24 protein-coding genes are annotated in these 24,980 nt (G+C 74.9%); 15 read left to right on the forward strand and 9 right to left on the reverse strand.

Translation table 11 applies throughout. The annotated features are described in order from the left end of the window. Positions 1–8: 8 nt before the first annotated feature. Positions 9–1,475: a serine/threonine-protein kinase gene (locus tag M2302_RS00190; protein WP_280835935.1), complete on the reverse strand. Its 1,467-nt coding sequence runs from the start codon at positions 1,473–1,475 to the stop codon at positions 9–11. A gap of 192 nt (positions 1,476–1,667) precedes the next feature. On the opposite strand from M2302_RS00190, the gene M2302_RS00195 reads away from it, so the two are divergent. The 9 genes from M2302_RS00195 (at position 1,668) to M2302_RS00235 (ending at position 10,971) form a co-directional block, all read left to right on the forward strand. Beyond that, complete coding sequence (locus tag M2302_RS00195; RefSeq protein ID WP_280835936.1) at positions 1,668–2,501, forward strand: patatin-like phospholipase family protein; 834 nt, start codon at positions 1,668–1,670, stop codon at positions 2,499–2,501. After that, a complete protein-coding gene (locus M2302_RS00200; RefSeq protein ID WP_280835937.1) occupies positions 2,501–3,523 on the forward strand; it encodes a 1-acyl-sn-glycerol-3-phosphate acyltransferase in 1,023 nt (340 codons plus the stop codon). Before M2302_RS00195 ends, M2302_RS00200 begins: the two co-directional genes overlap by 1 nt. A gap of 47 nt (positions 3,524–3,570) precedes the next feature. Next, the gene (gene cutA, locus M2302_RS00205) at positions 3,571–3,891 is read left to right on the forward strand and encodes a divalent-cation tolerance protein CutA (protein ID WP_280835938.1); all 321 of its coding nucleotides are present in this window, start codon (positions 3,571–3,573) and stop codon (positions 3,889–3,891) included. Positions 3,892–3,953: 62 nt separating this feature from the next. Next, complete coding sequence (locus M2302_RS00210; RefSeq protein WP_280835939.1) at positions 3,954–4,364, forward strand: VOC family protein; 411 nt, start codon at positions 3,954–3,956, stop codon at positions 4,362–4,364. Between the two features lie 80 nt (positions 4,365–4,444). After that, positions 4,445–4,909, forward strand: a complete 465-nt coding sequence (locus tag M2302_RS00215) for a helix-turn-helix transcriptional regulator (RefSeq protein WP_280835940.1) — start codon at positions 4,445–4,447, stop codon at positions 4,907–4,909. Between the two features lie 5 nt (positions 4,910–4,914). Continuing rightward, the gene (locus M2302_RS00220) at positions 4,915–5,541 is read left to right on the forward strand and encodes a glyoxalase (protein ID WP_280835941.1); all 627 of its coding nucleotides are present in this window, start codon (positions 4,915–4,917) and stop codon (positions 5,539–5,541) included. A 115-nt stretch (positions 5,542–5,656) separates the two neighbouring features. Then, the gene (locus tag M2302_RS00225) at positions 5,657–6,112 is read left to right on the forward strand and encodes a pyridoxamine 5'-phosphate oxidase family protein (RefSeq protein WP_280835942.1); all 456 of its coding nucleotides are present in this window, start codon (positions 5,657–5,659) and stop codon (positions 6,110–6,112) included. Positions 6,113–6,191: 79 nt separating this feature from the next. Further along, positions 6,192–9,803, forward strand: coding sequence for a hypothetical protein (locus tag M2302_RS00230; RefSeq protein WP_280835943.1), 3,612 nt, complete (start codon positions 6,192–6,194; stop codon positions 9,801–9,803). A gap of 121 nt (positions 9,804–9,924) precedes the next feature. Beyond that, positions 9,925–10,971 carry an acyl-CoA desaturase gene (locus M2302_RS00235; RefSeq protein ID WP_280835944.1) on the forward strand — a complete coding sequence of 349 codons (1,047 nt, stop codon included), beginning with the start codon at positions 9,925–9,927 and terminating at the stop codon, positions 10,969–10,971. Between the two features lie 65 nt (positions 10,972–11,036). Here the strand turns inward: M2302_RS00235 and M2302_RS00240 are convergent, their stop codons facing one another. After that, positions 11,037–11,807, reverse strand: coding sequence for a hypothetical protein (locus M2302_RS00240; protein WP_280835945.1), 771 nt, complete (start codon positions 11,805–11,807; stop codon positions 11,037–11,039). A gap of 215 nt (positions 11,808–12,022) precedes the next feature. Between M2302_RS00240 and M2302_RS00245 the strand changes: the two genes are divergently transcribed. After that, positions 12,023–12,316: a 4a-hydroxytetrahydrobiopterin dehydratase gene (locus M2302_RS00245; protein WP_210779078.1), complete on the forward strand. Its 294-nt coding sequence runs from the start codon at positions 12,023–12,025 to the stop codon at positions 12,314–12,316. Beyond that, the gene (locus M2302_RS00250) at positions 12,313–13,464 is read left to right on the forward strand and encodes an FHA domain-containing protein (protein ID WP_280835946.1); all 1,152 of its coding nucleotides are present in this window, start codon (positions 12,313–12,315) and stop codon (positions 13,462–13,464) included. The genes M2302_RS00245 and M2302_RS00250 overlap by 4 nt, the downstream gene beginning before the upstream one ends. 61 nt (positions 13,465–13,525) lie before the next feature. On the opposite strand, the gene rocD is transcribed toward M2302_RS00250, so the two are convergent. From rocD to M2302_RS00265, 3 genes are all read right to left on the reverse strand, one after another. Beyond that, positions 13,526–14,740 carry an ornithine--oxo-acid transaminase gene (gene rocD, locus M2302_RS00255; RefSeq protein ID WP_211364541.1) on the reverse strand — a complete coding sequence of 405 codons (1,215 nt, stop codon included), beginning with the start codon at positions 14,738–14,740 and terminating at the stop codon, positions 13,526–13,528. Then, the gene (ddaH, locus tag M2302_RS00260) at positions 14,737–15,552 is read right to left on the reverse strand and encodes a dimethylargininase (RefSeq protein WP_280836230.1); all 816 of its coding nucleotides are present in this window, start codon (positions 15,550–15,552) and stop codon (positions 14,737–14,739) included. The genes rocD and ddaH overlap by 4 nt, the downstream gene beginning before the upstream one ends. 342 nt (positions 15,553–15,894) lie before the next feature. After that, positions 15,895–16,683, reverse strand: coding sequence for a thrombospondin (locus M2302_RS00265; RefSeq protein ID WP_280835947.1), 789 nt, complete (start codon positions 16,681–16,683; stop codon positions 15,895–15,897). Between the two features lie 118 nt (positions 16,684–16,801). Between M2302_RS00265 and M2302_RS00270 the strand changes: the two genes are divergently transcribed. Next, positions 16,802–17,611, forward strand: a complete 810-nt coding sequence (locus M2302_RS00270; RefSeq protein WP_280835948.1) for a DNA-formamidopyrimidine glycosylase family protein — start codon at positions 16,802–16,804, stop codon at positions 17,609–17,611. 7 nt (positions 17,612–17,618) lie between these two features. Here M2302_RS00270 and M2302_RS00275 read toward each other — a convergent pair whose 3' ends face one another. The 4 genes from M2302_RS00275 to M2302_RS00290 form a co-directional block, all read right to left on the reverse strand. Then, positions 17,619–18,485, reverse strand: coding sequence for an aminoglycoside phosphotransferase family protein (locus M2302_RS00275; RefSeq protein WP_280835949.1), 867 nt, complete (start codon positions 18,483–18,485; stop codon positions 17,619–17,621). An 85-nt stretch (positions 18,486–18,570) separates the two neighbouring features. Continuing rightward, on the reverse strand, positions 18,571–19,488 hold the full coding sequence (locus tag M2302_RS00280) for a hypothetical protein (protein ID WP_348529391.1): 918 nt from the start codon (positions 19,486–19,488) through the stop codon (positions 18,571–18,573). Positions 19,489–19,561: 73 nt separating this feature from the next. After that, on the reverse strand, positions 19,562–20,932 hold the full coding sequence (locus M2302_RS00285) for an FAD-dependent oxidoreductase (protein WP_280835950.1): 1,371 nt from the start codon (positions 20,930–20,932) through the stop codon (positions 19,562–19,564). Positions 20,933–20,956: 24 nt separating this feature from the next. Beyond that, the gene (locus M2302_RS00290) at positions 20,957–22,093 is read right to left on the reverse strand and encodes a glutamate--cysteine ligase (protein WP_280835951.1); all 1,137 of its coding nucleotides are present in this window, start codon (positions 22,091–22,093) and stop codon (positions 20,957–20,959) included. A 158-nt stretch (positions 22,094–22,251) separates the two neighbouring features. Here M2302_RS00290 and M2302_RS00295 point away from each other — a divergent pair, with 158 nt between their 5' ends. The 3 genes from M2302_RS00295 to M2302_RS00305 all read left to right on the forward strand — a co-directional run bounded on the left by M2302_RS00295 (position 22,252) and on the right by M2302_RS00305 (position 24,892). Continuing rightward, entirely contained in the window at positions 22,252–22,566 is a 315-nt protein-coding gene (locus M2302_RS00295; protein ID WP_280835952.1) for a DUF6412 domain-containing protein, read from the forward strand. 91 nt (positions 22,567–22,657) lie between these two features. After that, a complete protein-coding gene (locus M2302_RS00300) occupies positions 22,658–23,401 on the forward strand; it encodes a YidC/Oxa1 family membrane protein insertase (protein WP_280835953.1) in 744 nt (247 codons plus the stop codon). Between the two features lie 78 nt (positions 23,402–23,479). Beyond that, positions 23,480–24,892, forward strand: a complete 1,413-nt coding sequence (locus M2302_RS00305) for a carbohydrate-binding protein (protein WP_280835954.1) — start codon at positions 23,480–23,482, stop codon at positions 24,890–24,892. Positions 24,893–24,980 lie beyond the last annotated feature (88 nt).

Here is a 24,980-nt window from a genome sequence, read left to right on the forward strand (position 1 = left end):
ACCGGAGGTCAGACCCGGCTGGTGCCGAGGTCCACGATGGCCGCGTCGAGCCGGCGCGCGTACGCCGAGGTGATGCCGCCCTCGTCGACGCGGTGGGTGACCTTCTCGCGCAGCAGCGCCACCGGCTCGGCCAGGTCGGACCGCCCGTCGGCGGCCGACCGGGTCAGGTTGGCCAGCACGTTGCGCAGGTCGGTGCCGACGTCGGCGCGGACGTCGCCGCTGCGCACCCCGTCGTCGATGAGCCGGCGCAGCCGCTCGGCGGCCTCGGTGAGCCCACCGGCGCCCTGCCCGCCGTCCGGGCTGGGTCGCGGTCGGGACGGCGGCGCGCTGGTCGCCGCCGCGGTCGACTCCGGCGGAGGGAGGGTGGACGGCTCGGCGGGCGGGATCGTCGGCTGCACCGCCGGGGCGCCGGTGCGCCGGGCGTCCGGCGGCGGCGCCGACTCCGGCACCAGGGTCGGGGCGAGCAGCGCGGCGGCCGTGGTCACCACCACCAGCCCGGCCACCACCAGCAGCGGCCGCCGTCGCCGCGGCGGCGCTCCGGCCTGCGCGGATCGCCCGGCCGGTTCCGCCTGCCCGGCTGCCCGGTCCGGCAGCGCGGGCAGGGTCACGGTCGGCGCGAGCATCGTGGCCGCCTGCGGGTCGCCGGGCAGCAGCTGGTCGCGCAGCGCCGCGGCCACCTGGTGTGCGGTGGGCCGGTCGCGCGGGTCGCGGGCCAGGCAGCGCAGGCAGGTACGGGCGACCGCCGGCGGCAGCCCCGGCACACCGTCCAGGGTGGGCGGTTCGTCGGCGGCCAGCGCCTCGCCGAGCTGCTCCCAGGTGTCCGCCGGGTACGGCGCCTGGCCGGTCAGCGTCTCGTAGAGCAGCACCCCGAGGCAGTAGACGTCGGTGGCCGGCTGGGCCGGCGCTCCGTCCAGCCGCTCCGGCGCGACGTACGCGGGGGTGCCGAAGGTGCCGCCGTCCTCGTCCTCGTCCGGGGCGCCGACGTGGGTGGCGATGCCGAAGTCCAGCACCTTCGCGCCGACCCGGGTCATCATCACGTTGGACGGGGTGATGTCCCGGTGCACGATGCCGAGCCGGTGCGCGGCCGCGAGGGCCTCGGCGACCTGGGCGCCCACCTCGACCGCCTCGGCCCAGGGCAGCGGCCCCTCGGTGAGCCGGTGCTCCAGCTCCTCCCCGGTGAGCAGCTCCATCACCACGAACGAGGTGATCGAGCCGTCCGGGGCCAGCGTCTCGCCGTAGTCGTGCACCGAGGTCACGTGCGGGTGGACCAGCTGGGCGGCGGAGCGGGCCTCCTCGCGGACCATGTCCCGGAAGCGGGCGTCGCTGGCCAGGGAGGGGGCGAGCACCTTGACCGCGACGATCCGGTCGAGCACCTCGTCGCGGGCCCGCCAGATCACCGACATGCCACCGGCCCCGATCTGGTCGACGAGCCGGTACCGGCGGGCCAGCAACCTGCCGGCGTGCATCGCTGCCATCAGTGATCGCACCTGCCTGGGGGTGGGGGCGGTATCAGGTTCCGGGAATGTGTCCGCCGTGTCAACGGTCGTCCGGATTCGCGGTCACCCTCCGTCGTGGACGGCTCGCACGCCGCCACCTGGAGTCGGCTGGACCCCGGTGACCAGCGGCTGGACCCGGTCGGGCGGCGGGCACGTGCCAGGATGAACGACATGGCTGGGGGTCCGGTGGCGTTCGTGCTCGGCGGCGGGGGAGTGCTCGGCGCGGTCGAGGTGGGCATGCTGCGCGCCTTGTTCCGCGCCCGGATCCGCCCGGACGTCGTGCTCGGCACCTCCATCGGGGCGGTCAACGGCGCGCTGGTCGCCGCCGACCCGACCGAGGCGGTCACCGACCGGCTGGTCCGGTTGTGGGCCTCGCCGGAGGCGAGCGAGGTGTACGGCGACTCGGTCGCCCGCCAGCTGCGCCGGTTCGCCGCGCGTACCCACCTGCACTCGCCCCGGCCGCTGCGCAAGCTGCTCGAGTCCGAACTGGGCGCCGAGACCACCTTCGCCGACCTGAAGGTGCCGTTCCGCTGCTGCGCGGCGAACATCGAGCGGGCCGCCGAGCACTGGTTCGACAGCGGTCCGCTGGTGCCGGCCGTGCTCGCCTCGGCCTCCGTGCCGGGGCTGCTGCCACCGGCCCGGATCAACGACCAGCACTACGTCGACGGGGGGATCGTCAACTCCATCCCGATCGGCGAGGCGGTCGCGCTGGGCGCGCGGCAGATCTTCGTACTCCAGGTGGGTCGGATCGAACGGGAGCTGACGCCGCCCCAGCGGCCCTGGGAGATCGCCCAGGTCGCGTTCGAGATCGCCCGGCGGCACCGGTTCGCCCGGGAGATGGCGGCGCTGCCCGACGGGGTGGAGGTGCACGTGCTGCCCACCGGTGGGCTGAATCCGCGGGACGACAGCCCGTGGGCCTACCGGGACATGGCGGCGGTGGGGCGGCGGATCAGCCGGGCCTACACCGCTTCCCGGCACTACCTGGCCACCCAACTGGACCGCTGATGCCGCTGCCGCCCCGGTGGGTACGCCGGATGCTGCTGGCCCCCGGCGTGGTGCTGCTCGCGCTGGCCGTGGTCACCACGGTGCCGGTCTGGGCGCTGCTCGGCCTGGCGCTGTCGCCCTTCGTGCCCGGCCGGCTGCGGCCGCTGCGCCTGCTCTGGATCGGCTCCGTCTACCTGGTCTGGGACGCGGCGGCGCTGGCCGCGCTCTTCCTGCTCTGGCTGGCGTCCGGGTTCGGGCGGCGCAAGCGCTCGCCGGCCTTCCAGCGCGCGCACTACGCGCTCGCCGGCGACTTCCTGCGGGTGCTCTTCTGGCAGGCCCGCTGGACGCTGCGGCTGCGCATCGACGTGGTCGGCACCGACCCGGACACGGCCCTGCCCGGCCGACCGGAGCTGGTGCTCTGCCGGCACGCCGGGCCGGGTGACTCGTTCATCCTGATCCACGCGCTGGTCAACTGGTTCCACCGCGAGCCGCGGATCGTGCTCAAGGAGAGCCTCCAGTGGGACCCGGCGATCGACGTGCTGCTCAACCGGCTGCCCAACCGGTTCATCGCCCCCGGCGCGGACGGCCGTGACTCGGCGGTCCGGCAGATCGGGCAGCTCGCCACCGACCTCGACGACGACGACGCGTTCGTGATCTTTCCGGAGGGCGGCAACTTCACGCCCGGCCGCCGGCTGCGGGCCATCGCCCGGCTCCGCGCGCTCGGGCTGGAGCGGATGGCGTTGCGCGCCGAGCGGATGCGGCACGTGCTGGCGCCACAGCCCGGCGGACTGCTCGCCGCGCTGGACGCCGCCCCGGACGCCGGGGTGATCTTCGTGGCGCACACCGGGCTGGACCGGATGGTCACCGTGGCCGACGTCTGGCGGGAGTTGCCGATGGACAAGCGGATCGTGATGCGCTTCTGGTCGGTGCCGCCGGAGGAGGTGCCGACCGACCGGCAGGAGCGCATCGACTGGCTCTTCGACTGGTGGGCCCGGATCGACACCTGGATCGCCGCCAACCGCGACGGCGTGTCCACCGGCTGACCGCGCGGGTCGGGGCCGCCCGTGGCGACGCCGCGTAGGGTGCGCTGATGGAACAGATCTGCGTGGTCACGACGGTGGTGGACGCGCGCCCGGTCGCGGACGCGCTCGCGGCCGAGGCGGTCGCCGGGCGGCTGGCGGCCTGCGCGCAGGTGGGCGGCCAGGTCGACAGCACCTACTGGTGGCGGTCCGCCGTGGAGACCGGTCCCGAGTGGTCGGTGCAGTTCAAGACCGCCCCCGACCGGGTGGTCGCGCTGGTCGACCGGATCCGCGCCGCCCACCCGTACGAGGTGCCGGAGATCCTGGTGTCCCGGGTGGAGTGCGGGGAGCCGGCGTACGCCGCCTGGGTGCACGAGAACACCCGTACCTAGGTGTCCCGGATCAGTCAGGAATCGAGAAGTGCGGAGCACGGCGTCCGCCTAGCGTGATCGTCATGGACATCACCATTCACACCAGCTTCCTGCCGCACGTCGACCCGGACGAATCCCTGGCCTTCTACCGCGACGTCCTCGGCTTCGAGGTCCGCAACGACGTCGGACAGGGCAAGATGCGGTGGATCACGGTCGGCCCCGTCGGCCAGCCCGACACGTCCATCCTCCTGGCGCCGCCCGCCGCCGACCCGGGGGTCACCGAGGACGAGCGCCGCACCATCGCCGAGATGATGGCCAAGGGCACCTACGGCTGGATCCTGCTGGCCACCCGGGACCTCGACGGCACGTTCGAGAAGCTGCAGGCCGGCGACGCCGAGGTCGTTCAGGAGCCGATCGAGCAGCCGTACGGCATCCGCGACTGCGCCTTCCGCGATCCGGCGGGCAACCTGGTCCGCATCCAGGAGCTGCGCTGAGCCCTCCGGTCGTCGAGCACCCGGTCGCCTGCTCGGCAGGGGGCCGGGTGCTCACGGACATCGTGGAAAGGAGTTCTCCCATGTGTCACCCCTCGTGGGGGCGCGCACTCGCCGAGGCGCAGCGCCTGAGTGACCTCGCGCGGCTGCGCCGGGTCCGCGACCGGATCGACCGGGAGTACGCGCAGCCGCTGGACGTCGAGGCGCTCGCCCGGGGCACGAACCTGTCGGCCGGTCACCTCAGCCGCCAGTTCCGGCAGGCCTACGGCGAGTCCCCGTACTCCTATCTGATGACGCGGCGCATCGAGCGCGCCATGGCGCTGCTGCGCCGTGGCGACCTCAGCGTCACCGAGGTCTGCTTCGCGGTCGGCTGCTCGTCGCTGGGCACCTTCAGCACCCGCTTCACCGAGCTGGTCGGCATGCTGCCCAGCGCCTACCGACGCCGTGCGACGGGCGCTGCGGCGGGGATGCCGCCGTGTGTGGCGAAACAGGTGACCAGACCGGTCAGGAATCGAGAAGCGCCGGTCGCCGAGCCGCACCTAGCGTGATGACCATGGCAAACATCGAATCCGTCACCCTCGAAGTGGCCGACCCCACGGCCGCCCAGCGCTTCTACACCGCCGCCTTCGGGTTGGACACGCAGATCCGCCTGCGGGCCTCGGCGGCACCGACGACCGGCTTCCGTGGGTTCATGCTGGCCCTCACGGTGTCCCAGCCGGCCACCGTCGACGGCTTCATCGGCGCTGCCCTGGACGCCGGCGCCACGTCGCTGAAGCCGGCCGCGAAGTCGCTCTGGGGCTACGGCGGTGTCGTACAGGCCCCGGACGGGACGATCTGGAAGGTCGCGACCTCGGCGAAGAAGGACACCGGCCCGGCCACCCGGCAGATCGACGAGATGGTGCTCCTGCTGGGGGTCGCGGACGTGGCCGCGAGCAAGCGGTTCTACGTCGAGCGCGGCCTTGCCGTGGCGAAGAGCTTCAGCCGCATGTACGTCGAGTTCGCTGCCGGGTCGAGTCCCGTCAAGCTGGCGCTGTACCGGCGCCGTGCCCTGGCCAAGGACGTCGGCGTCGCTCCCGACGGCACCGGCTCGCACCGGCTCATGATCGGCGGCGCTGCCGGGCCGTTCACCGACCCGGACGGGTTCGCCTGGGAGGCCGCCTCGCTGGCACCCACGCCCTGACGGCTGCGTGCCCTGTCCGACGGCCGATCACGAGACGGCCGCCGCCGAACCGACCGATGACCGACGGAGCCCCTCTCCGGGAGGGAGGGCTCGCCACGAAGTGACTGGGGGAAGCATGACGGGCGCGCCGCCGCGTGGGCTTGAGGAGAGGCTGCGGGACACCCGCGCGAAACTGGAGAGCGAGGTCGATCTCTGGGTCGCCACGTCGGGCTCCCCGGGCGGCGTCCACCTCATTCCGCTCTCGTACCTCTGGGACGGGACCGCGTTCGTCATCGCGACGGCGCGCGCCTCGGTCACCGGCCGCAACCTGCTGGCGGACGGCCGGGTGCGGCTCAGCCTCGGGCCGACGCGCGATGTCGTCGTCGTCGACGGCACCGCCGAGCCGGTGGCCATCGCCGACCTCGGCCCGCAGCTGGGCGACGCGTTCGCGGCCAGGACCGGTTTCGACCCGCGCGAACTCGACGAGCCCTACCAGTACTTCCTGATCCGGCCGCGACGCATCCAGGCCTGGCGAGAGGTGAACGAGATGCGGGGACGGGTCCTCATGCGCGACGGCCGCTGGCTCGGCTGACCGCCGCAGGGAAACAACAGCGGTACACCTAGGTACGCGCACTCTGGGCGTGCCCCGGCCCGGCCGCGAGGATGGCCGGGTGGAGAACACCGGCTACCCCTGCCCCGGCTGCGGCGCGCCCGCCGATCTCGTCCGCGGCTGCTCCGGCTGCGGCCGCCCGCCGTACCCGCCCGCCGCCGAGGTGATCCGGCTGGACGCGGAGATCCGTGCGCTCGGTCAGGAGGTGGAGCGGGCCCGCGAGGCGTACCAGGGGCTCGCCGGTCGGCTGCTCGCGGCGCAGCGCCGGCGGGCGGAGCTGGCGGCCCGGGTCCGCGCGGAGGTCGCCCGGCCGGTGCCGGCCGGTCCGTTGCCCCCGGTACCGCCGGTCCCGGTCCGACCCGCCCCGGTCCCGCCGCCGCCGGGCCGGCCGGAGACCTCCACCCGGGCGGTGCAGGGGCTGCTGTTCGTCCTCGGCGGCCTGCTGCTCGGCACCGCGGCGGTGGTCTTCACCGCCGTGGCCTGGGCCGCCGTCGGGGTCGCCGGGCGGGCCGCGATCCTGGCCGCCGTTACCGTGCTGGCCCTGGCCGCGCCGCTGGTCGCGGTGCGGCGCGGGCTGCGGGGGACCGCGGAGGCCTTCGCCGCGGTGGGGCTGCTGCTGGTGGTCCTCGACGGGTACGCCGCCTGGGCGGTGGACCTGTTCGGCGTGGCCGACTGGCCGGGCACCCGGTACGCCGCGCTGGTCGGGGGGGCCGGCGCGGCCATCGCCGCCGGGTACGCCCGGCTCAGCCGGTTGACCGTGCCCTGGTTCGCGGCGCTCCTCGTCGCGCAGCCGGTGCTGCCGCTGGCGGCGGTGGCGGCCCGCCCCGGCGCCGCCGGGTGGACCCTGGTCCTGCTCGGGGTGGCGTTGCTCGACCTCGTGGTGGTGGTCGCGCTGCGTCGCCGCTCCGCGGCGCCGACCGAGCCCGGCCCGGTGCCTCCCGGTCCCGTCGCCGCCCCGGCTTCGCCCGGTGCGGTCGCTGCAGCGGCGGACCAGGGCACGGCCACGGGCCAGTTGGCGTCCGTCGGGGCCGGTGGGGGGCCGGTGGTGGTCGGCGGGGGGACGCCGGCCGCTGGGCCGGGGGCGCGGATCGGGGGGCCGGCGGCCGGTGGGGGACCGGCCGTCGGGCCGCGCGTCCCGGCCGTCGTGCGGGCCGGACAGGTGCTCGCCTGGCTCGGCTTCGGTGCCGCGACGGCGCTCGCCGCCGGCTGCGCGCTGGTGCCGCTGGCCTGGGGCCGGGCCGCCGGCCGGCCGCTGCTGGCCGGGGCGCCGCTGCTGCTGGTGGGGCTGGTCCTGCTCGGCGCGGCGTGGGCCGCCGGTGGCCGGGTGTTCCGTCAGGTCGCGGCGGCGCTGCTGGTCCCGCTGCTGGCCGCCGCGCTGCTCCGCCCGGTGGCCGAGCTGCGCCCCGGGGTGCTGCTGGTGGCGGCCGCCCTGGTGACCGCCGCCCTGGCCGGGGCGGCCCGGGTGGTCCCGGTGCGGCTGCGCTCCGGCCCCCGGGTCGGCGCCCTGCTCGTCGCCGGCGCGCTGGCCCAGGTGGGTGTCCTGGCCACCCTGCTGGTCGCCGGTGGCGCGGTGGCCCGGTCGCTGCCCGGGTGGCGGGGCGCGGCGGCCGGCCCGGCGGTCGGCTGGGGCTGGCAGCTTCCGGTCGCCGTCGCGCTGACCGCCGCCGCGATCGGCCTGCTGCTGCCCCGGGCCGCCCGCCCGATGACCGCGCTGGTCGGTGTCGCCCTGACCGCGTCCGCCCTGCCGGCGGTGGCCGCCACGCCGTGGCCGGCGGCGCTCGCCGTCGATCTCGTCGTCGGGGTGGCGCTCCTGCTGGCCGTCGTCCGGCCGGCTCGCCGCACCCCGACCGTGGTGGTCGGGTCGCTGGCCGGCGCGGCGCTGCTCGGGCACGGTCTGCTGGTGGCCCTGGCCGCGCCGGGCGGCATGCTGGTGACGCTCGGGGTGCTGCTGCCGGCCGGGCTCGCGGTGGCGGCCCTCGCCCGCCGTGGGACGCCGGCGCAGCGCGCCGTCGCCGGGGGCGGGCTGGCCGTGGCGCTGCTCGCCGTGTCGGCGGGGACGGTCGTCGCGCTCCTCGCCGCCGGCTCGGCCCCCTGGTGGCAGCTGCGGGCCGGCTTCGCCGCCGCCGTGGTCCCGCTGGTCGCGCTCGGCGCGGTCCGCCGCCACTGGCCCGACCTCGACGGGTACGCCTCGGCGGCGTCCGCCGTGGCGCTCGGCGTGCTCGGGCTGGCGCCGGTGGTCGTACCGGCTGCCGAGCCGGTCCCGCTGTACGCCGCGCTCGCCGCGCTGCTGCTGGTGGTGGTCGACCGGGACACCCCGGCGTCGGCCGTCGGCCGGGTGGTGGCCGCCGCGCTGGCGGTGGTCGCGGCGCTCGCCGCCGCCCCGGTGGCCGTGACGGCGCTGCTGTCCCCGTACGACGGGCCGGTCGACCCCTGGTCGGGCGTACCCGCGACCGGTCCGCTGCCCGGCGGGTGGGCCGGCGGCGTCGCCCTGCTGGTGCTGGCGGTCGCCGCCGCGCTGGTCGGCCGGCGGACCGGGGGCGGCGCGACCGTCCCGGCCCTGCTGGCACTGCCCTTCGCCGCCGCCGCGCTGCCGGTGCTGCTGGCGGCTGCTGGCGCGCCCTGGCCGGTGGTGCCGGCGGTGGCGCTGCTCACCGGGCTGGCCGCCCTGCTGGCCGCCGCGCTGCGGCGTCCGGGCCCCCTGCTGGGCGCGGTCGCGGTGCCGGTGGGGGCGCTCTGGACCCTGGCCGGGCTGACCGGGCTGCTCGCCACCCACGCCGGGACCCTCGCCGGCCTGGCGCTGCTGGTCGTGGCGGCGGCGGTGGCCGGCGTCGCCGGACGGCGGGCCGAGGTGCGGCTGGCCGGCTGCCTGGTGGCGGTCGCCGCGGCCACCGGCTTCGCGGTGACCGCGTCGCTGGCCGCGGGGCTGCCGCTGCGGACGGCCGGTTTCGCGGTGCTCGCGGTGGCGGTGGCGGTGCTGTCCGCCGCGCCGCTGCTGGCCCGGCGCACGCCGGTGACCGGACGGGCGGCGGAGGGCGCGGCCCAGGCCGTGGCGCTGGTGGCGCTGCTGCTCACCGCGTCCGCCCCGCGCCACGCGGCGGCGGTCTGCGTGCTGTGGGGCGCGGCGGTGGCGCCGCGGGTGCTGCGGCGGGGCGAGTCCGCCGGCCGGCGGTGGGCCTTCGCGGGCATCGCCGGCGGCAGCGAACTGCTCGGTGCCTGGCTGCTGCTCGCCGCCGGCAAGGTGGTGCTGCTGGAGGCGTACACCCTGCCGGCGGCGGGACTGGCGCTGGTCGCCGGGGTGGTTGCGCTGCGTACCCGGCCGGGGTTGACCAGTTGGTTGGCGCTCGGTCCCGGGCTGGCCGCCGGGCTGCTGCCCGGCCTGGTGTCGGTGCTGGTCGCCCCCGAGCCCCAGCCCTGGCGACGGCTGCTGCTCGGGGCCGCCGCGCTGGCCGTGGTGCTCGCCGGGGCGACCCGGCGCTGGCAGGCGCCGGTGGTGCTCGGGGGGACCACGCTGGCCCTGCTGTCCCTGCACGAGCTGGTCGGCGGCTGGGACCGGCTGCCCCGGTGGATCTTCCTGGCCGTCGGCGGGTTCGCGTTGATCGCCCTCGCCGCCACCTACGAGCGGCGGCGGCGGGACCTGACCCGGCTACGCGCGGCCGTCGCCCGGATGGGCTGAGGTAGGGGCAACACCACCACGAATCGGGGTGTTGCCATGATTACCAGGCGCAACCGCCGCCGCGAGAATCAAGAGTGGGCCCGCCAACGGGTGCGGCCCCGACCGAGGACTGGGAGTGGAGATGGCGCGTTCAGCGGTGGCGGACCAACCGGTACGACGCGGCAGCGACTATGCGGTGTTGTCCCGACGGATCAGCGAGGCGGGCCTGCTCGAGCGCCGCCCCGGCCGGTACGCGGTGCGCATCGCGCTGACGGCGACCTTCTTCCTGGCGGGCTGGGCCGCGGTGGTGGCGGTCGGCGACTCGTGGGCGCAGCTGCTGATGGCGGTGGGCATGGCGGTGGCCACCACCCAGGTCGCCTTCCTCGGCCACGACGCCGGGCACCGGCAGATGTTCCGCCGCCGGGGCCCGAGCGAGTTGGCCGGTCTGCTCGCCGGCAACCTGGCGGTCGGGCTCAGCTACGGCTGGTGGGTCGACAAGCACAACCGGCACCACGCCAACCCCAACCACACCGACGAGGACCCGGACGTCGGCGGCGGCGCGCTGGTCTGGACGTACGAGCAGGCGGCGGCGACGCCGCCCTACCTGCGCTGGCTGGCGCGGCGGCAGGCCTGGCTGTTCTTCCCGATGCTGCTGCTGGAGGGCTTCCACCTGCACGTGGCCAGCATCAAGGCGCTGGTCGGTCGGTCGGGCGGCGGCTGGTCCACGCCGATGCGGCACCGGGGCGTGGAGGGGCTGCTGCTCGTCGCGCACACCGTCGGTTACCTGGGGCTCATCTTCGCCGTGATGTCGCCGGCGAAGGCGCTCGCCTTCATCGCCATCCACCAGGGGCTCTGGGGCCTCTACATGGGCTGCGCGTTCGCCCCGAACCACAAGGGCATGCCGATGCCGACGGAGGAAGACGACCTGGACTACCTGCGCAAGCAGGTGCTCACCTCGCGCAACGTGCGGGGCGGCCGGTTCGTCGACGTCGCGCTGGGCGGGCTCAACTACCAGATCGAGCACCACCTGTTCCCGAACATGCCGCGGGGCAACCTGCGCCGGGCGCAGCCGATCGTGCAGGCGTACTGCGCCGAGCGGGAGGTGCCGTACGTCGAGACCGGGCTGGTCGAGTCGTACCGGCAGGCGCTGGCGCACCTGCACGAGGTGGGCCGGCCGCTGCGCGGCTGACCCTGGTACGCACGACGGGGCGGCACCGGTCACGGTGCCGCCCCGTCGCGTCGGGTGCGGGGCGGTCAGCCGCCGAACGCCTTGATCAGCTCTTCCGGGGCCTCCTGGGTCTGGCTGGCCGGCGGCTGCTGCGGGGCGACGGCCGCGCCGAAGTCCGTGTAGGTGGTCTTGAGCTTGCCGGCCGCCGGGGACAGCACGGTGGTGTCGACGACCAGCTCGATCAGCCGGCCCTGGTCGTCGGTCTTCGCGGTGAACGGCACCGCGTTGGCCTTGGCGCCGAGCGCCTTGATGCCCTTGTCGTCCGGCTTGGCCTTGGTGTAGTCGAGGGTGCCGGCGAAGGCGTGCTCACCGGTCTTCTCGACCTCGGTGACCCCCTTGATCATCTGCTTGGCGCCGCCCGGGTCGCCGTCCGGCATCAGGTTCATCTGACCGCTGGCGCCGAGCTTGGTGGCGTCCATGTGCAGCCACTTCTTCGGCGCGCCGGCCATGCCGCTGATCTTCATCCAGGCGTCGTCGCCGAGCGTGATCATCCGGACCTTGCCCTGGCTGCCCATGTCGAGGGTCATGTCGATCGCCTTGGTCCGCGGGTCCAGCAGGCCACCGCCGTTGACCACCGACGAGGTGATGGTGACCCGGACGCTGTCCTCGCTGAGCTTGAGCGCGGCGGCGGTCAGCTCGTCGAGCGGAGCGACCGACGCGCTGCTGCTCGGGGCGACGCTCGCGGCGCTTCCGCCGGCGGCTGGAGCGTCCGCTCCGTCCTGGTTGCCGCAGCCGGTCAGCAGACCCAGCGCGGCGACGAGCGCGACCCCCGTGGTCGCCAGCCGTCGAGTGTTCATTGTGGATTACTCCTCGTAGAGGGTGGGCCGGGGCGGCGTGTACTGCCGGCCACCGGCCGGGCCGTCGGTCAGCGTAGCGGGCGAATGCGACAACAGGGTTTCGATGTCCGTCCGTCGTCGCCGTCGGTGCCCGACCCGACACACCATGTCAACGGGCGTCGACCCGCCTCCGGCGGGTTCCGACCCGCCCAGGCCGGTGCCGGTAGGGTCGGGCCATGACAGACCTGCTCACCGCCGAGGCGGTGCGAGAGGAGCTGGGCGGGCTGGCGGACTGGTCGGGCGACCCGACTCAGATCAGCCGCACCGTCGAGCTGGGCAGCTTCCCGGCCGCCATCGCCGTGGTCGACCGGGTGGCGGAGGTGGCCGAGCGACTCGACCACCACCCCGACATCGACATCCGGTGGCGGACCGTGACCTTCCGCTGCGTCACCCACTCCGCGGGTGGGGTCACCCACCGGGACGTGGAGTTGGCGCGCCAGATCGACGACATCGTCCGGAGCGCCCGATGAGATTCGAGATCAGCAAGGTGCTGGACGCCATCGAGGGGCGCGTCTGCACCGACCCGTCACTGGCCCGGGCCGTCCTCGACCTGGCCGAGGTGATCCGCTACCAGGACCTCGACGGTGGCCGGCCGGCCAGCCTGCTGCGGCTCGGCATGGTGATCGACGCCCTCTCCCGTGAGCTGGAGGAGGACAGCGTCCCGGTCTACGCCGTGGTGCACCGGGCGTTGCTCTCCGACGCCGACCTCACCTCCAACGAGCGGATGGTGGTCCGGCGCTGGGCCGACGACGGCCTGGTCGAGGTGCTGGACAACCCGGGCGACCGGATGCTGGAGGTGGCCGATCTGCTCGGCCTGCCGGTGCTCACCCGGGTCCGGTTCGACAGCCTGCGCGGTCGGTTCCCGTGGCTGGTGGAGCAGCCGGGCCGGGTGCTCGCGCCGGTGCCCGGCGCCGGCGGCCCGGTCTTCGTCGCGCACGTCGGCGGCGGCTCGACCCCGGTCGAGGGGGACCGCTCGCCGGTCGGGGCGAAGCTGTTGGCCCGGCAGTGGCGCTGCCCGGAGCCGGGCTGCGCCCTCTTCGGCGGCGCCGGGGGCGGTGGCGCCTTCGCCGACCTGGCCCGGGTCGAGCGCGCGCCGGCCGGCCAGCCGCCACCCGCGCTGCGCAACGGGGTGCCGACCTGCCCCCGACACGGCGCCCGGCTCGGTGACGCCGGGCCGCGCCCCCGCACCGAGGTGCTGGCGGTCCGGATCGGTGGCCTGGTCCGGCGGCGGTTCGTGCTCACCGAGGAGCAGCCGGTGTTCGTCGGGCGGGCGCCCGAGGCCAGCGGCGGGATCGTGCTCGGCCAGTGGCTCAACGACGAGGCCCGGCGCTGGATCAGCCGCAGCCACCTGAAGCTGGAGCTGCGGGTCGGCGAGGTGATCGTGACCGACGTGAGCACCAACGGCTCCGGCATCCGCCCGCACGGGTCGATGACCGAGGCGGAACGGATCCCGCTCGCGCCGAACCAGTCCCGGGTGCTGGGCGGCGCCGACATGGTCGAGCTCTACCCGGGCGTCCAGGTCGGTCGCGCCGGCGAGCTGCCCACCGGCGCCCCCTTCACCCCCACCTCGGTGATGGCCGAGGCGCCGACGATGGCCATGCGCCTGCCCCGCAACTGACCGACGAACGACGAGCGGGCGTCGGGACCGTGGTCCCGACGCCCGCTTCGCGCGTACGAGGTCAGCCGGCCAGCACGGCGGCGAGCTGGGCCACCGCGTGGTCGATCTCCTCCTCGGTGATCACCAGCGGCGGGGCCAGCCGGATGGTGGAGCCGTGGGTGTCCTTGGCCAGGACGCCCCGCTCCATCAGCCGCTCGCAGGCCTGGCGGCCGCTCATCAGCGCCGGGTCGATGTCCACCCCGGCCCACAGGCCGCGGACCCGGACGGCGACCAGACCCTTGCCGAGCAGCCCCTCCAGGCCGGCGCGCAGCCGCGCACCCAGCTCGGCGGAGCGGCGCTGGAACTCGCCGGTGGCCAGCAGCCGGACCACCTCGGTGGCGACCGCGCAGGCCAGCGGGTTGCCGCCGAAGGTCGAACCGTGCTGGCCCGGCTTCAGCACCCCCAGCACGTCGGCGTTCGCGGCGACCGCGGAGACCGGCACGATGCCGCCGCCGAGCGCCTTGCCCAGCAGGTACATGTCCGGCACGACGCCCTCGTGGTCGCAGGCGAAGGTGTGCCCGGTCCGGCCGAGGCCGGACTGGATCTCGTCGGCGATGAAGAGCACGTTGCGCTCGGTGCAGACCCGGCGGACACCCGGCAGGTAGCCCTCCGGCGGCACCACGACGCCCTGCTCGCCCTGGATCGGCTCGAGCAGCACGGCGACGGTGTTCTCGTCGATCGCGGCGGCCAGCGCGTCCAGGTCGCCGTAGGGGACGACCGTGAAGCCCGGGGTGTACGGCCCGAAGTCGGCGCGGGCGTCCTCGTCGGTGGAGAAGCTGACGATGGTGGTCGTCCGGCCGTGGAAGTTGCCCTCGGCGACGACGATGTTGGCCTGGCCGGGGGTGACGCCCTTGACCTGGTAGCCCCACTTGCGGGCGACCTTGACGCCGGTCTCGACCGCCTCGGCGCCGGTGTTCATCGGCAGGACCAGGTCCTTGCCGCACAGCTCGGCCAGCTCCTTGCAGAAGTCGGCGAACTGGTCGTGGATGAACGCGCGGCTGGTGAGGGTCAGCTTGTCGAGCTGCTCGTGGGCGGCGCGGATCAGCGTCGGGTGCCGGTGGCCGAAGTTCAGCGCCGAGTAGCCGGCGAGGCAGTCCAGGTAGCGACGGCCGTCCACGTCGGTGAGCCAGGCGCCCTCGGCGGAGGAGATCACCACCGGCAGCGGGTGGTAGTTGTGCGCGGTGTGCTTCTCCGCGTCCCGTACCGCGGCGGGAGTCCGCAGCATGTCCTCGATCACTTGGTCGCCTTTCCCTGACGGAGTCGCAACGTGCAGCACTTCGGTCCGCCGCCGGCCTTGCGCAGCTCGGACAGGTCGATCCCGATGGTCTCGTAACCCCGGTCGCGCAGCTTCGCGGCCAGGTCGGTGGCCTGCGCCGGCAGCACCACGTTCCGGCCGTCGCTGACCGCGTTCAGCCCCAGCACCTCGGCGTCGGCCATGGTGGCGTGCACCGCGTCCGGGAAGAGCCGGCGCAGCACCGCCTGGCTGCCGGGGGAGAACGCCTCCGGAAGGTACGCCACGGTCCGCTCGTCGAGCACGGTCAGGGCGGTGTCCAGGTGGTAGAAGCGCGGGTCGACCAGCTGCATCGTGATCACCGGGTAGCCGAAGACCTCCTGCAGCTGCGCGTGCGAGGCGTGCGCGGTGCGGAAGCCGGTGCCGGCGAGCAGATAGTCGCCGACCAGCAGGACGTCGCCCTCGCCCTCGTTGACGTGCTTCGGGTCGTACATCTCGAAGCCGGCGGCCTCGAACCAGGCGCGGTAGGCGGGGGCCTCGTCGGCGCGCTGCGGGTCGCGGAACTGCACCGCCATGGCCCTGTCGTCGATCACCGTGCCGCCGTTGGCGGCGAAGACCATGTCCGGCAGGCCGGCGACCGGGTCGATCAGCTCGACGGAGTGGCCCAGGTCGAGGTAGGTCCGGCGCAGCTGCTCCCACTGCCGGATGGCCAGGTCGGCGTCGACCGGCGCGGTCGGGTCCATCCACGGGTTGATGGCGTAGTCGACGGCGAAGTACGTCGGCCGGCACATCAGGAAGCGCTGGCTGATGGCGTCCATCGTCATGTCCTGCTCCTGGGGGTCGGGCGCGCCCGGCCACCTCGGCCGACGGGCTGGCGCCGTTGTTCAACGGTATGCGGCACCGGCCGACGACATCCACCGCCAAGACTTGCGTACACCGGCGAAACGTTGCGTCTGGCGTCGGCCGAGCGGTGATCTGTTGCGTTCCCGCCTACCACCCGCATGATGAAGGGGCCGCCACCCCCGGAACGGGAGGTGACGGCCCCTGGACGCGCTTCGGGGGCGGCGAACGCCGCCCCCGAAAGGATGCGTGCCCGGCTGGTGAACCACCAGACTGATCGGGCGTCGCCGGCGCACCACCGGCGAGCGGAAAGGTGCCCGTCAGAACCGGTCGACAAACTGTGAGTCGAGCCACTCCCGGAACCGGGAGACCCACTCGCCGTCGGCGGTCGGCCAGTCGAACTGGCCGGTCATCGCGACCACCCCGACCACCACCGCGGCCAGGCCCACCAGGATGCCGATCAGCGCGTCGGTCTTGCCGGCGACGTGCCGCCGCCGGGTCGCCATCAGGCCGAGGACGGAGAGCACCGCGCCGGCCGCGCCGACGGCGATGCCGTACCCGGCCAGCGTGCCGGTGAGCACGAACAGGGCACCGACCACGGAGACGATCAGGCCGAGGGTGGCCAGCAGGCTGGCGCGCGGCTTCGGGCCGGCGACCACCGGGGTCTCCCGGCGGGCCTCGTCCCGGTCGGGGACACCGTCCCGGTCCACGTCGACCGTCCGCTCGGCGGTGGGGTCGGCGAGGCCGGTGCCCGGCCGGGCGTCCCGGTCCGCGCCGGTGAGCCGGTCCGACGTCGTACGCCGAGGCTCGTCGTCGATCGGGGCGACCCGGCCGGAGGGGCCGCGGGTCGACTCGGAGCGGGCGGTGGCCGCCCGGGCCAGCGCGGCGCGCTCCGCCGCCCGGCGCTCCGTCTCGGCGTCGCGCTCGCCGTCGGTGGCCAGCGCGTTGCTGCGGTACGTCGTCTGCTCGGCGTCCCGGTCGGTGACCAGCGGCGGATCGGCCGGGCGGTCGACGGTGGCGCTCCGGTCGTGTCCGTCGACGCGCCCGTCGCCGTTACGGTCGGTCGTGGGCGCCGGCTCGGTCCGGCGCGACAGCGAAGGAATCTTCATTGTGAACACCTCCTGATCGATGCGTGGAGGCCTCGGTGAGCGCCGGTGGGCAGCCACGCGTATCACCGCTGTGGTACCCAGCGGCCCGATCCGCCACACCCGGGCTACCGTTGCCGTTGTGCCAGAGGGACACACCATCCACCGCCTGGCGGCCCGGCACGCCGAGCTGTTCGCCGGCGACAAGGTGACCGCCGCCAGTCCGCAGGGCCGCTTCGCCGAGGGCGCCGCCCGGCTCTCCGGCACCGTCCTCGACGGCACCGAGGCGTACGGCAAGCACCTGCTGCACCACTACGCCGGCGAGCTGACCCTGCACGTGCACCTCGGCCTGTACGGCAAGTTCAGCGACGGCCCGGAGGAGCCGCCGCCCCCGGTCGGGCAGGTCCGGTTGCGGCTCGCCAGCGACCGGCACTGGCTCGACCTGCGCGGCCCCACCGCCTGCGAGCTGCTCACCCCGCCCGAGGTCGCCGCGCTGCGCGACCGGCTCGGCCCGGACCCGCTGCGCGCCGACGCCGACCCGCGCCGGGCCTGGGCGCGGGTCCGGCGCAGCCCCACCCCGCTCGCCGCGCTGCTGCTGGACCAGTCCGTGGTGGCCGGCACCGGGCTGATCTTCGTCACCGAGGCGCTGTTCCGGGCGGGGCTGCCGCCGACGCTGCCCGGCCGGGAGCTGACCCCGGCAGGCTGGGATGCGCTCTGGGCCGACCTGGTCGAGCTGATGACGCTGGCCGTCGATCGCGGCCGGATCGACACCGTCCGCGACGCGCACCTGCCGGAGGCGATGGGCCGCCCGGCCCGCGTCGACCGGCACGGCGGCGAGGTGTACGTCTACCGCCGCCCCGGCGACCCCTGCCACGTCTGCGCGACGCCGGTGCGCCGGGGAGTGCTGGCCGGCCGCAACCTCTACTGGTGCGCCACCTGCCAGGTCGGCTGAGCCGGGCTCAGTCGCCGTCGACGAGCCAGCGGACCGACTCGACCTGGTTCGGGAAGACGACCTTCCCGTCGGTGCTCCAGGCCAGCGTCTGCGCGATCGCCCAGTCCCGGACCCGGTCCCGGTCCAGCCCCAGCGCGCCGGTGAGCCGGTCGAGCCGCCGCCGCAGCGCCGCCGGCGAGTGACCCAGCTCGGGGCCGCGCACGATCGGCACCGCCCCGAACTCCCGCTCGCCGACCAGCGGCTTCGGGTCGATCACCAGCCACGGCTCGCGGGTCGCGCGCAGCACGTTGCCGGCGTGCAGGTCCTGGTTGACCAGCACCTGTTCGCCCTGGTCGTCGACGAGCTCGGCGAGCCGGCCGAGCGCCGCGTCGAGCAGCCGCCGCTCGTACGGCCGGCCGGCCCGCTCCCAGTTCACCGGCAGCCGCGCGCGCCAGCCGGCGGCCTCCTCGGCGAGCGTGGTGAACGGCCTGCCGGCCGGTTGCCACAGCCGGGGCAGCAGCCCGGCGACGACGTCCAGCGCCTCGTCGGGCGGCAGCTCGTGCACCGGCGAGCCGGGCAGGCACCGTTCGACCAGCAGCGCCCGCCGCCGCGGGTCGTGCGCGAGCAGGCGTACCGCCCCGTCGCCGGCCCAGTGCGCGAGCGCGTCGGCCTCACGGCGGCTGTCCTCGTCCGGGTACTGGAGCTTGAGCACCGCCGGGGTGCCGTCGGGCAGTGTGGCGGGGATCGCCAGGGAGGCGAACGCGTACGGAAAGGGCGGCCCGAGCCGCAGTGACCAGCGCTCGGCGCACTCGTCCCGCCACCGGGGCAGCATCCCCAGCCAGTCCCGCCCGACCGCCGTACCCCGCACCCACGACAACCCCTCCGGAATCTCCACCCGGCCATCCTCGCCGGATCGTGGAGAGTTGTTGTCGTCCCGGCGACAACAACTCTTCACGATTCCGGCTGCCAGCCCGCCGCCGTCAGGGCGGCGCGGAGTTGGGTGGCCACCTCTGCCGGACGGCGACGAAGATCGAAGGCGGTGAATCGGAGGATACGATCGCCCAGATCCGGTTCTGCCGCCGAAGGTCCGAGGCCCAGTGCCGGACCTCCATGTGGTGCGCGCCGTCGACCTCGACGTGCAGCCCCCACCGTCGCCAGTACGCGTCCAGGTAGCGCACCCGCCCGTCCGCGTCCCGTCGTCGTTCCTGCAGCTCCGGCGGGGGGAGACGGTACCGCCGGCAGAGCCGGACCAGGTCGATCTCCGACAGCGCTTCGGCGCCGCCGGTCAGGTCCGCGATGGTGCTCCTGATCAACGCCGCCCGGCGTGGCCGGCGGAAGCGCTGCAGGGCCGCCCCCAGTTCGGCCGGGGTGACGCGCCGCTGCTGGCAGCCAGCAGCGAGCAGCGCCTGCGCCTCGTCCTCGGTGCGTACCCACTGCGCGGCGTCCAGCAGGGACCGCGCCATGGTCGTGCGGTCGGGTCGTCCCCGCTGGCGGTCGGCGTCAGGCAGGTGCCGGGTCCGCCGGACACGTACCGCCGGCATGCCGAGCGGCAGACGGCGCAGCAGGTCGGGAGCCTGCCGCTGGAACGGCACGAGCACGTCCACCGCCTCGTAGCGCCAGCGTCCGCGAAGGCCGCTGGCGCGAGCGGCGGCCAGCCCTGCCAGCACCGCACCCTCGCCGGCCGCCAGTACGGCGATCCAGCGCTGCTGATCCAAGCTGATCTCACCACCGCCGGTCCGCAGAATGCCCCGGCAGATCCGCTCCCACCGGCCCGTGGCCACCAGGTGGCGTACCTTGGCCGGAGTCAGCTCGCGTGTCGCCTGCGCCCAGCTCAGCACCCCCGCCTGCTCGAACAGCAGCCAGTCCAACGCTCCCGCGTCATCCCCCGGAATCCGCACCGATCCAGCAGAACTGATTCTGTGCGGAGTTGTTGTCGCTGGGACGACAACAACTCCGCACACCACCGACCGGTCAGCTGGCCAGGGCGTCGACGGCCTTGCGGGCGGCGATCAGCACCGGGTCCCACACCGGGGCGTACGGCGGGGCGTAGCCGAGATCCAGCGCGGTCATGTCGTCCACGGTCATGCCGTTCCAGAGCGCCACGGCCAGCGCGTCGATCCGCTTGGCCGACTCGGAGCGGCCGACGATCTGGGCGCCGAGCAGCCGCCCGGTGGGACGCTCGGCGATCAGCTTGACGGTCATCGGGCGGGCCCCCGGGTAGTAGCCGGCTCGGCTGGTCGACTCGGCCCGCACCGTGACGAACTCGAAGCCGGCCGACGCGGCTTCCCGCTCCCGCAGCCCGGTACGCGCCACCTCCAGGTCGCAGACCTTGGTCACGGCGGTGCCGATGACGCCGGGGAAGGTGGCGTACCCGCCGCCGATGTTGATCCCGACCACCCGGCCCTGCTTGTTGGCGTGCGTGCCGAGCGGGACGTGCACGGACATCCCGCTGACCCGGTGCAGCGTCTCCACGCAGTCGCCGGCCGCCCAGACGTCGGGCATTCCGGGCACCCGCATCCGCCGGTCGACGCGGATCCCGCCGGTGGTGCCGACCGGCAGGCCGGCGGCCGCGGCGAGCGCGGTGTTGGGGCGTACCCCGAGGCCGAGGACCACGACGTCGGTCGGCAGCGAACCGGCGTCGGTGACCACCGCGACGACCCGGCCGTCGCGCTCCTCGATCCCGGTCACCCGGACGCCGGTACGGATCTCGATGCCGAGGCCGCGCATCGCCGTGGCGACCAGGGACGCCATGTCCGGGTCGACGGTGGACATCGGCTGTTCGCCCTGCTCCACCAGGGTGACCGAAAGTCCTCGCTGGACCAGCGCCTCGGCCATCTCCACGCCGATGTAGCCGCCGCCGACCACCACCGCCCGGCGTGGCTTCGGCTCGGCGTCCAGCCAGTCGCGCACCGCCGCGCCGTCGTCGAGGGTCTGCACCCCGAAGACCCCGCCCACGTCGTCGCGGGCCCAGTCGGGCTTCGTCGGCACCGCGCCGGTGGCGTACACCAGGGTGTCGAACCGCTCGCGGACCTCGGCGCCGCGGTCCAGGTCGCGGGCGACGACCTCGCGGCGGTCCAGGTCGATGCCGGTGACCTCGGTGCGGGTCAGCACGTCGATCTGGTGCTCCTCGCGGAACGTGGCCGGGGACCGGACGATCAGGTCGTCGCGTTCCTCGACCGTCCCGCTGATCCAGTACGGGATGCCGCACGCCGAGTACGACGTGAAGTGCCCCCGCTCGAACGCGACGATCTCCAGGTCGTCGCGGCGGCGACGGCGGCGGGCCTGGGAGGCCGCCGCCATGCCCGCGGCGTCCCCGCCGATGACGATCAGCCGTTGTGCCACGGTGACCAGTCTCCCACGCAGGGCTCAGCCGCGGGTCTGTCGCGCCACGTCCGCCACCACGTCCTCCAGCCGGCCGGTCCGCTCGAAGACGGCCCGCTGCCGGGCGGCGCCGCTGCCGTGCCGGCGCAGCCCGCCCAGCAGGTCGGTCATCTCGCCGAGGTCGCCGTGGCTCTCCAGCGCGGGGCGTACCCGCTCGACCAGGGCGTCCAGCAGCTCCCAGGCCGGGCGCAGCTCGCCGTTGGCGAGGTCGACGCCCTCGCCCTCCAGCCCGTCGTGCGCGGCCCGCCAGTGCGCGGCGACCAGCAGGTGGTGGTCGGTGTTGACGGCGGGGCGGCCCTCGTCGAGGTCCGTCATCGCGGTCGCCACCATCGCCCGGACCATGGCCGCGACCAGCACCGCGTCGTCCACCGACGGGCAGACGTCACCGATGCGGATCTCCACCGTCGGGTACTTCGCCGACAGCCGGGCGTACCAGTAGAGCATCCCCTCGTCGAGCATCACGCCGCTGGCGATGAGCTGCCGGATCAGCCGCTGGTAGTGCTCGTGCGACGCCAGGAACGGGGTGGGGGCGACCGACGGCCAGTGCTCCCACTCCACCGAGCGCCAGCTCGCGTAGCCGGTGTCCGCGCCCCGGGCGAACGGGGAGTTGGTGGTCACCGCGTGCAGCACGGGCAGCCAGGGGCGGACGTGGTTGAGCACCTGGACGCCGGTCTCCGGGTCGGGAACGCCGACGTGCACGTGCATGCCGTTGTTGCCGGGGCCCGGGACCAGCAGCCGGAACCGCTCGATCATCTGGTCGAAGCGGGGCTTGTCGACCACCGGCGGGACCGGGCCGTCGACCGGGCCGGTGCCGATGGCGAGCAGCCGTACGCCGGCCCGCTCGGCGGCGTCGGCGAGCGCGGCCCGCAGCACGCCGAGGGAGTGGCGGATCGACCGGAGTTCCAGCCCGGGCGGGCTGCCGATCTCGATCTGGCTGGTCTGGAACTCCCGCTCCACCTGGCCGCGCAGCTCCGCCGGCACCTGATCCAGCACCAGGTCGACGGCGGGCACCGCGGCGCCGGTGTGCGGGTCGACGAGCAGGAACTCCTCCTCGACGCCCACCGTGAGCAGGTTGGTGCCGTTCGGTGCCGCCGGGCTCGCCTCCGCCACCTGGCTGGTCATCGCCACCACCGTCCGTTCGCCCCGGTCACGGTCCGTCCGCGCCGGTCGGGGCTCTGGTTACCCAGGGTGGCGGCGACGGAAAACGCCGGACCGGCGCGTCGGGGCGGCGTGTCGCCGATCCCGCCGGTGGGGTGGACGGCGGACCCTAGGCTGATCCCGTGCCGGGTCTGCTGGTGGCGGTGACGGGTCTGTGGGCGTACGTGCTCACCGAGCTGACGCTGCTCGGGCAGCGTCCGGCGGAGCTCCTCGCCGGCGCGGCGGTGGTGGCCGCGCTGCTGCTCGCGACGCTGCTGGCGGCGCGTCCCCGCCGGGTGGGCGGCCCGGCCCGGGGTGGCCGGCGGGCGGTGGGCCTGCGGGAGCGGGCCCGGCGCCGGCGGGTGCCGCGCCAGGTCGATCCGGACGCGGCCGGCCGGCCCCGTCCCCGGGCCCCGGGGTGGCGTCCCTCGGCCGGGTGGCGTCCGGTCGCGGGCTGATCCCGCGCGTCGCCGCCCGGCCGATTCCGTCGTCATCCGTCCCACCGGCCCCGGCCGGGGGACATCCGGGATCGGACCGAGGGGTCACCTGATGCTCGCCTTCTCACCCGTGCACGACGCGGTGGCTGCCGCCGGCGCCGCCGTCACCTGGCTCTCCGACGCGCTCGCGCCGCTGACCGGCGGGACGGCCACCGCCGCCGCCATCGTCCTGTTCACCATCGCCGTCCGGCTGCTGATCTCGCCGCTCACCCTGGCGCAGGTCCGTGGGGAGCGGCGCCGCGCGGCGCTCGCCCCCGAGGTCCGCCAGCTTCAGCAGCGGTACGCCGACGACCCGGCGCGGTTGCAGTCCGAGCTGTTCGGGCTCTACCGGAAGGCCGGCGCCAGTCCGATCGCCGGCTGCCTGCCGGCGCTGCTCCAGGCGCCCTTCTTCCTGGTCATGTACCGGCTCTTCGCCACCGGTGAGGGCGGCGGCGGGCTGCTCGACGAGCGGCTGGGCGGGGTGCCGCTGGGCTGGCACCTGGGCGACGGGCTCTCCGGCCCGGTGGTGCTGGTCTTCGGCCTGCTGCTGGCGGTGCTGACCGGCCTGGCCTGGTTCTCCTCCCGGCGGGCGAAGCGCGCCGCGGCGTCGACGGGCACGGTGGCCGGTACGCCGATCGAGGGACCGGGCGCGGCCACGCTGGGCCGGCTGATCCCGCTGCTGCCGTACGTGACCGTGCTGGTGGCGCTGGTGGTGCCGCTGGCGGCGGTGATCTACCTGGTGGCCACCACGGCGTGGACGGCGCTGGAGCAGGTGACGCTGCGCCGCCCGCAGCCGGGATCCATCGACAAGCGTTGACATCTGTCCGCTCGGCGGCGTACAAATCGCTGTCAGAGAGCGCTCTCTCGACCCGTCCCCCGCAGAGAGGCACCCCCGATGAACCCTGCCCCGGCGGCCTCCGCCGCCCCCCGCCCACCCCGGTCGCGCCGACGGCTCCCGCTGGCCGTCGCGCTGGCCGTCGCCACCACCGCACTGACCGGCGTGACCGTGACCGCGCAGGCCGCCGTCCCGCCGCCCCCGTCCGGCTGGAGCCTGATGTGGAGCGACGACTTCACCGGCTCCGCCGGCACCCTGCCGTCCTCGGCCAACTGGATCATCGACACCGGCACCAGCTACCCGGGTGGCCCGGCCAACTGGGGCACCGGCGAGATCCAGACGTACACCGCCAGCACCAGCAACCTCGCCCATGACGGCGCCGGCAACCTGCGGATCACCCCGATCCGCGACGGCGCCGGGCGGTGGACCTCGGCGCGGATCGAGACCGTCCGCACCGACTTCAAGCCGCCCGCCGGGGGAGTGCTCGCCATCGAGGGGCGGATCCAGATGCCCAACGTCACCGGCGCGCAGGCCGCCGGCTACTGGCCGGCGTTCTGGGCGCTCGGCTCGCCGTACCGGGGCAACTACCAGAACTGGCCCGGCGTCGGCGAGTTCGACGTGATGGAGAACGTCAACGGGCTGAACCAGGTCTGGGGCGTGCTGCACTGCGGGTACGCCCCGGGCGGCCCGTGCAACGAGTTCAATGGCCTCGGCAACTCCCGGCCCTGCCCCGGCAGCACCTGCCAGTCGGCCTTCCACACCTACCGCTTCGAGTGGGACGCCTCGGTCGCTCCGCAGCAACTGCGCTGGTACGTCGACGGACAGCTGTTCCACACCGTCGGCCAGAACCAGGTCGGCGAGCCGTACTGGACCCAGATGACCGGCCATGCCGGCTACTTCCTGCTGCTCAACGTCGCGATGGGTGGCGCGTTCCCGAACGGGGTGGCCGGCTACGCCACGCCGACCGCCTCGACCGTCTCCGGCCGGTCGATGCTGGTCGACTACGTGGCCGTCTACCGGCGGGGCACGTCCACGCCACCGCCGACCACCCCGCCGCCGTCCGGCGGCGTCGACGCGTACGGGACGATCCAGGCCGAGGCGTTCACCGCGCAGAACGGGGTGATCGTCGAGGCGTGCGCCGAGGGCGGGCAGAACATCGGCGCCGTGCGCAGCGGTGACTGGGTCCGCTACGACAACGTCGACTTCGGCGCGACCCCGCCCCGCGACTTCGTCGCCCGGGTGGCCTCCGGGGCGGCCGGCGGGGTGAGCGGGTTGGTCGAGGTGCGCCTGGACAGCCCGACCAGCGCGCCGATCGGCAGCTTCGCCATCGCCAACACCGGCGGCTGGCAGAGCTGGCGTTCGGTGCCCGGCAACGTCGCCGCGGCGACCGGGCGGCACACCGTCTACCTGACCTTCAGCAGCGGCCAGAGCGCCGACTTCGTCAACGTCAACTGGTTCACCTTCCGGCGCTGAGCGCGCCCGGGGCCCGCGTCGAGCGACGCGGGCCCCGATCGATGGGTCGGCCACTCTGGACAGAATCAGTTAACAGTCTTAATAATAA

The sequence above is a fragment of the Micromonospora sp. A200 genome, assembly GCF_029893845.1.
Classification (GTDB): domain Bacteria; phylum Actinomycetota; class Actinomycetes; order Mycobacteriales; family Micromonosporaceae; genus Micromonospora; species Micromonospora purpureochromogenes.

Excerpts from the sequence above, each read along its gene's own strand:
- M2302_RS00250 (WP_280835946.1), top strand. The coding sequence starts at position 12,313 with ATGAGATTCGAGATCAGCAAGGTGCTGGACGCCATCGAGGGGCGCGTC.
- M2302_RS00305 (WP_280835954.1), top strand. The coding sequence starts at position 23,480 with ATGAACCCTGCCCCGGCGGCCTCCGCCGCCCCCCGCCCACCCCGGTCG.
- M2302_RS00210 (WP_280835939.1), top strand. The coding sequence starts at position 3,954 with ATGGACATCACCATTCACACCAGCTTCCTGCCGCACGTCGACCCGGAC.
- M2302_RS00300 (WP_280835953.1), top strand. The coding sequence starts at position 22,658 with ATGCTCGCCTTCTCACCCGTGCACGACGCGGTGGCTGCCGCCGGCGCC.
- M2302_RS00200 (WP_280835937.1), top strand. The coding sequence starts at position 2,501 with ATGCCGCTGCCGCCCCGGTGGGTACGCCGGATGCTGCTGGCCCCCGGC.
- M2302_RS00290 (WP_280835951.1), bottom strand. The coding sequence starts at position 22,093 with ATGACCAGCCAGGTGGCGGAGGCGAGCCCGGCGGCACCGAACGGCACC.
- M2302_RS00240 (WP_280835945.1), bottom strand. The coding sequence starts at position 11,807 with ATGAACACTCGACGGCTGGCGACCACGGGGGTCGCGCTCGTCGCCGCG.
- M2302_RS00215 (WP_280835940.1), top strand. The coding sequence starts at position 4,445 with ATGTGTCACCCCTCGTGGGGGCGCGCACTCGCCGAGGCGCAGCGCCTG.
- M2302_RS00245 (WP_210779078.1), top strand. The coding sequence starts at position 12,023 with ATGACAGACCTGCTCACCGCCGAGGCGGTGCGAGAGGAGCTGGGCGGG.
- M2302_RS00190 (WP_280835935.1), bottom strand. The coding sequence starts at position 1,475 with ATGGCAGCGATGCACGCCGGCAGGTTGCTGGCCCGCCGGTACCGGCTC.
- M2302_RS00265 (WP_280835947.1), bottom strand. The coding sequence starts at position 16,683 with ATGAAGATTCCTTCGCTGTCGCGCCGGACCGAGCCGGCGCCCACGACC.
- ddaH (WP_280836230.1), bottom strand. The coding sequence starts at position 15,552 with ATGGACGCCATCAGCCAGCGCTTCCTGATGTGCCGGCCGACGTACTTC.
- M2302_RS00220 (WP_280835941.1), top strand. The coding sequence starts at position 4,915 with ATGGCAAACATCGAATCCGTCACCCTCGAAGTGGCCGACCCCACGGCC.
- M2302_RS00225 (WP_280835942.1), top strand. The coding sequence starts at position 5,657 with ATGACGGGCGCGCCGCCGCGTGGGCTTGAGGAGAGGCTGCGGGACACC.
- M2302_RS00235 (WP_280835944.1), top strand. The coding sequence starts at position 9,925 with ATGGCGCGTTCAGCGGTGGCGGACCAACCGGTACGACGCGGCAGCGAC.
- cutA (WP_280835938.1), top strand. The coding sequence starts at position 3,571 with ATGGAACAGATCTGCGTGGTCACGACGGTGGTGGACGCGCGCCCGGTC.
- M2302_RS00195 (WP_280835936.1), top strand. The coding sequence starts at position 1,668 with ATGGCTGGGGGTCCGGTGGCGTTCGTGCTCGGCGGCGGGGGAGTGCTC.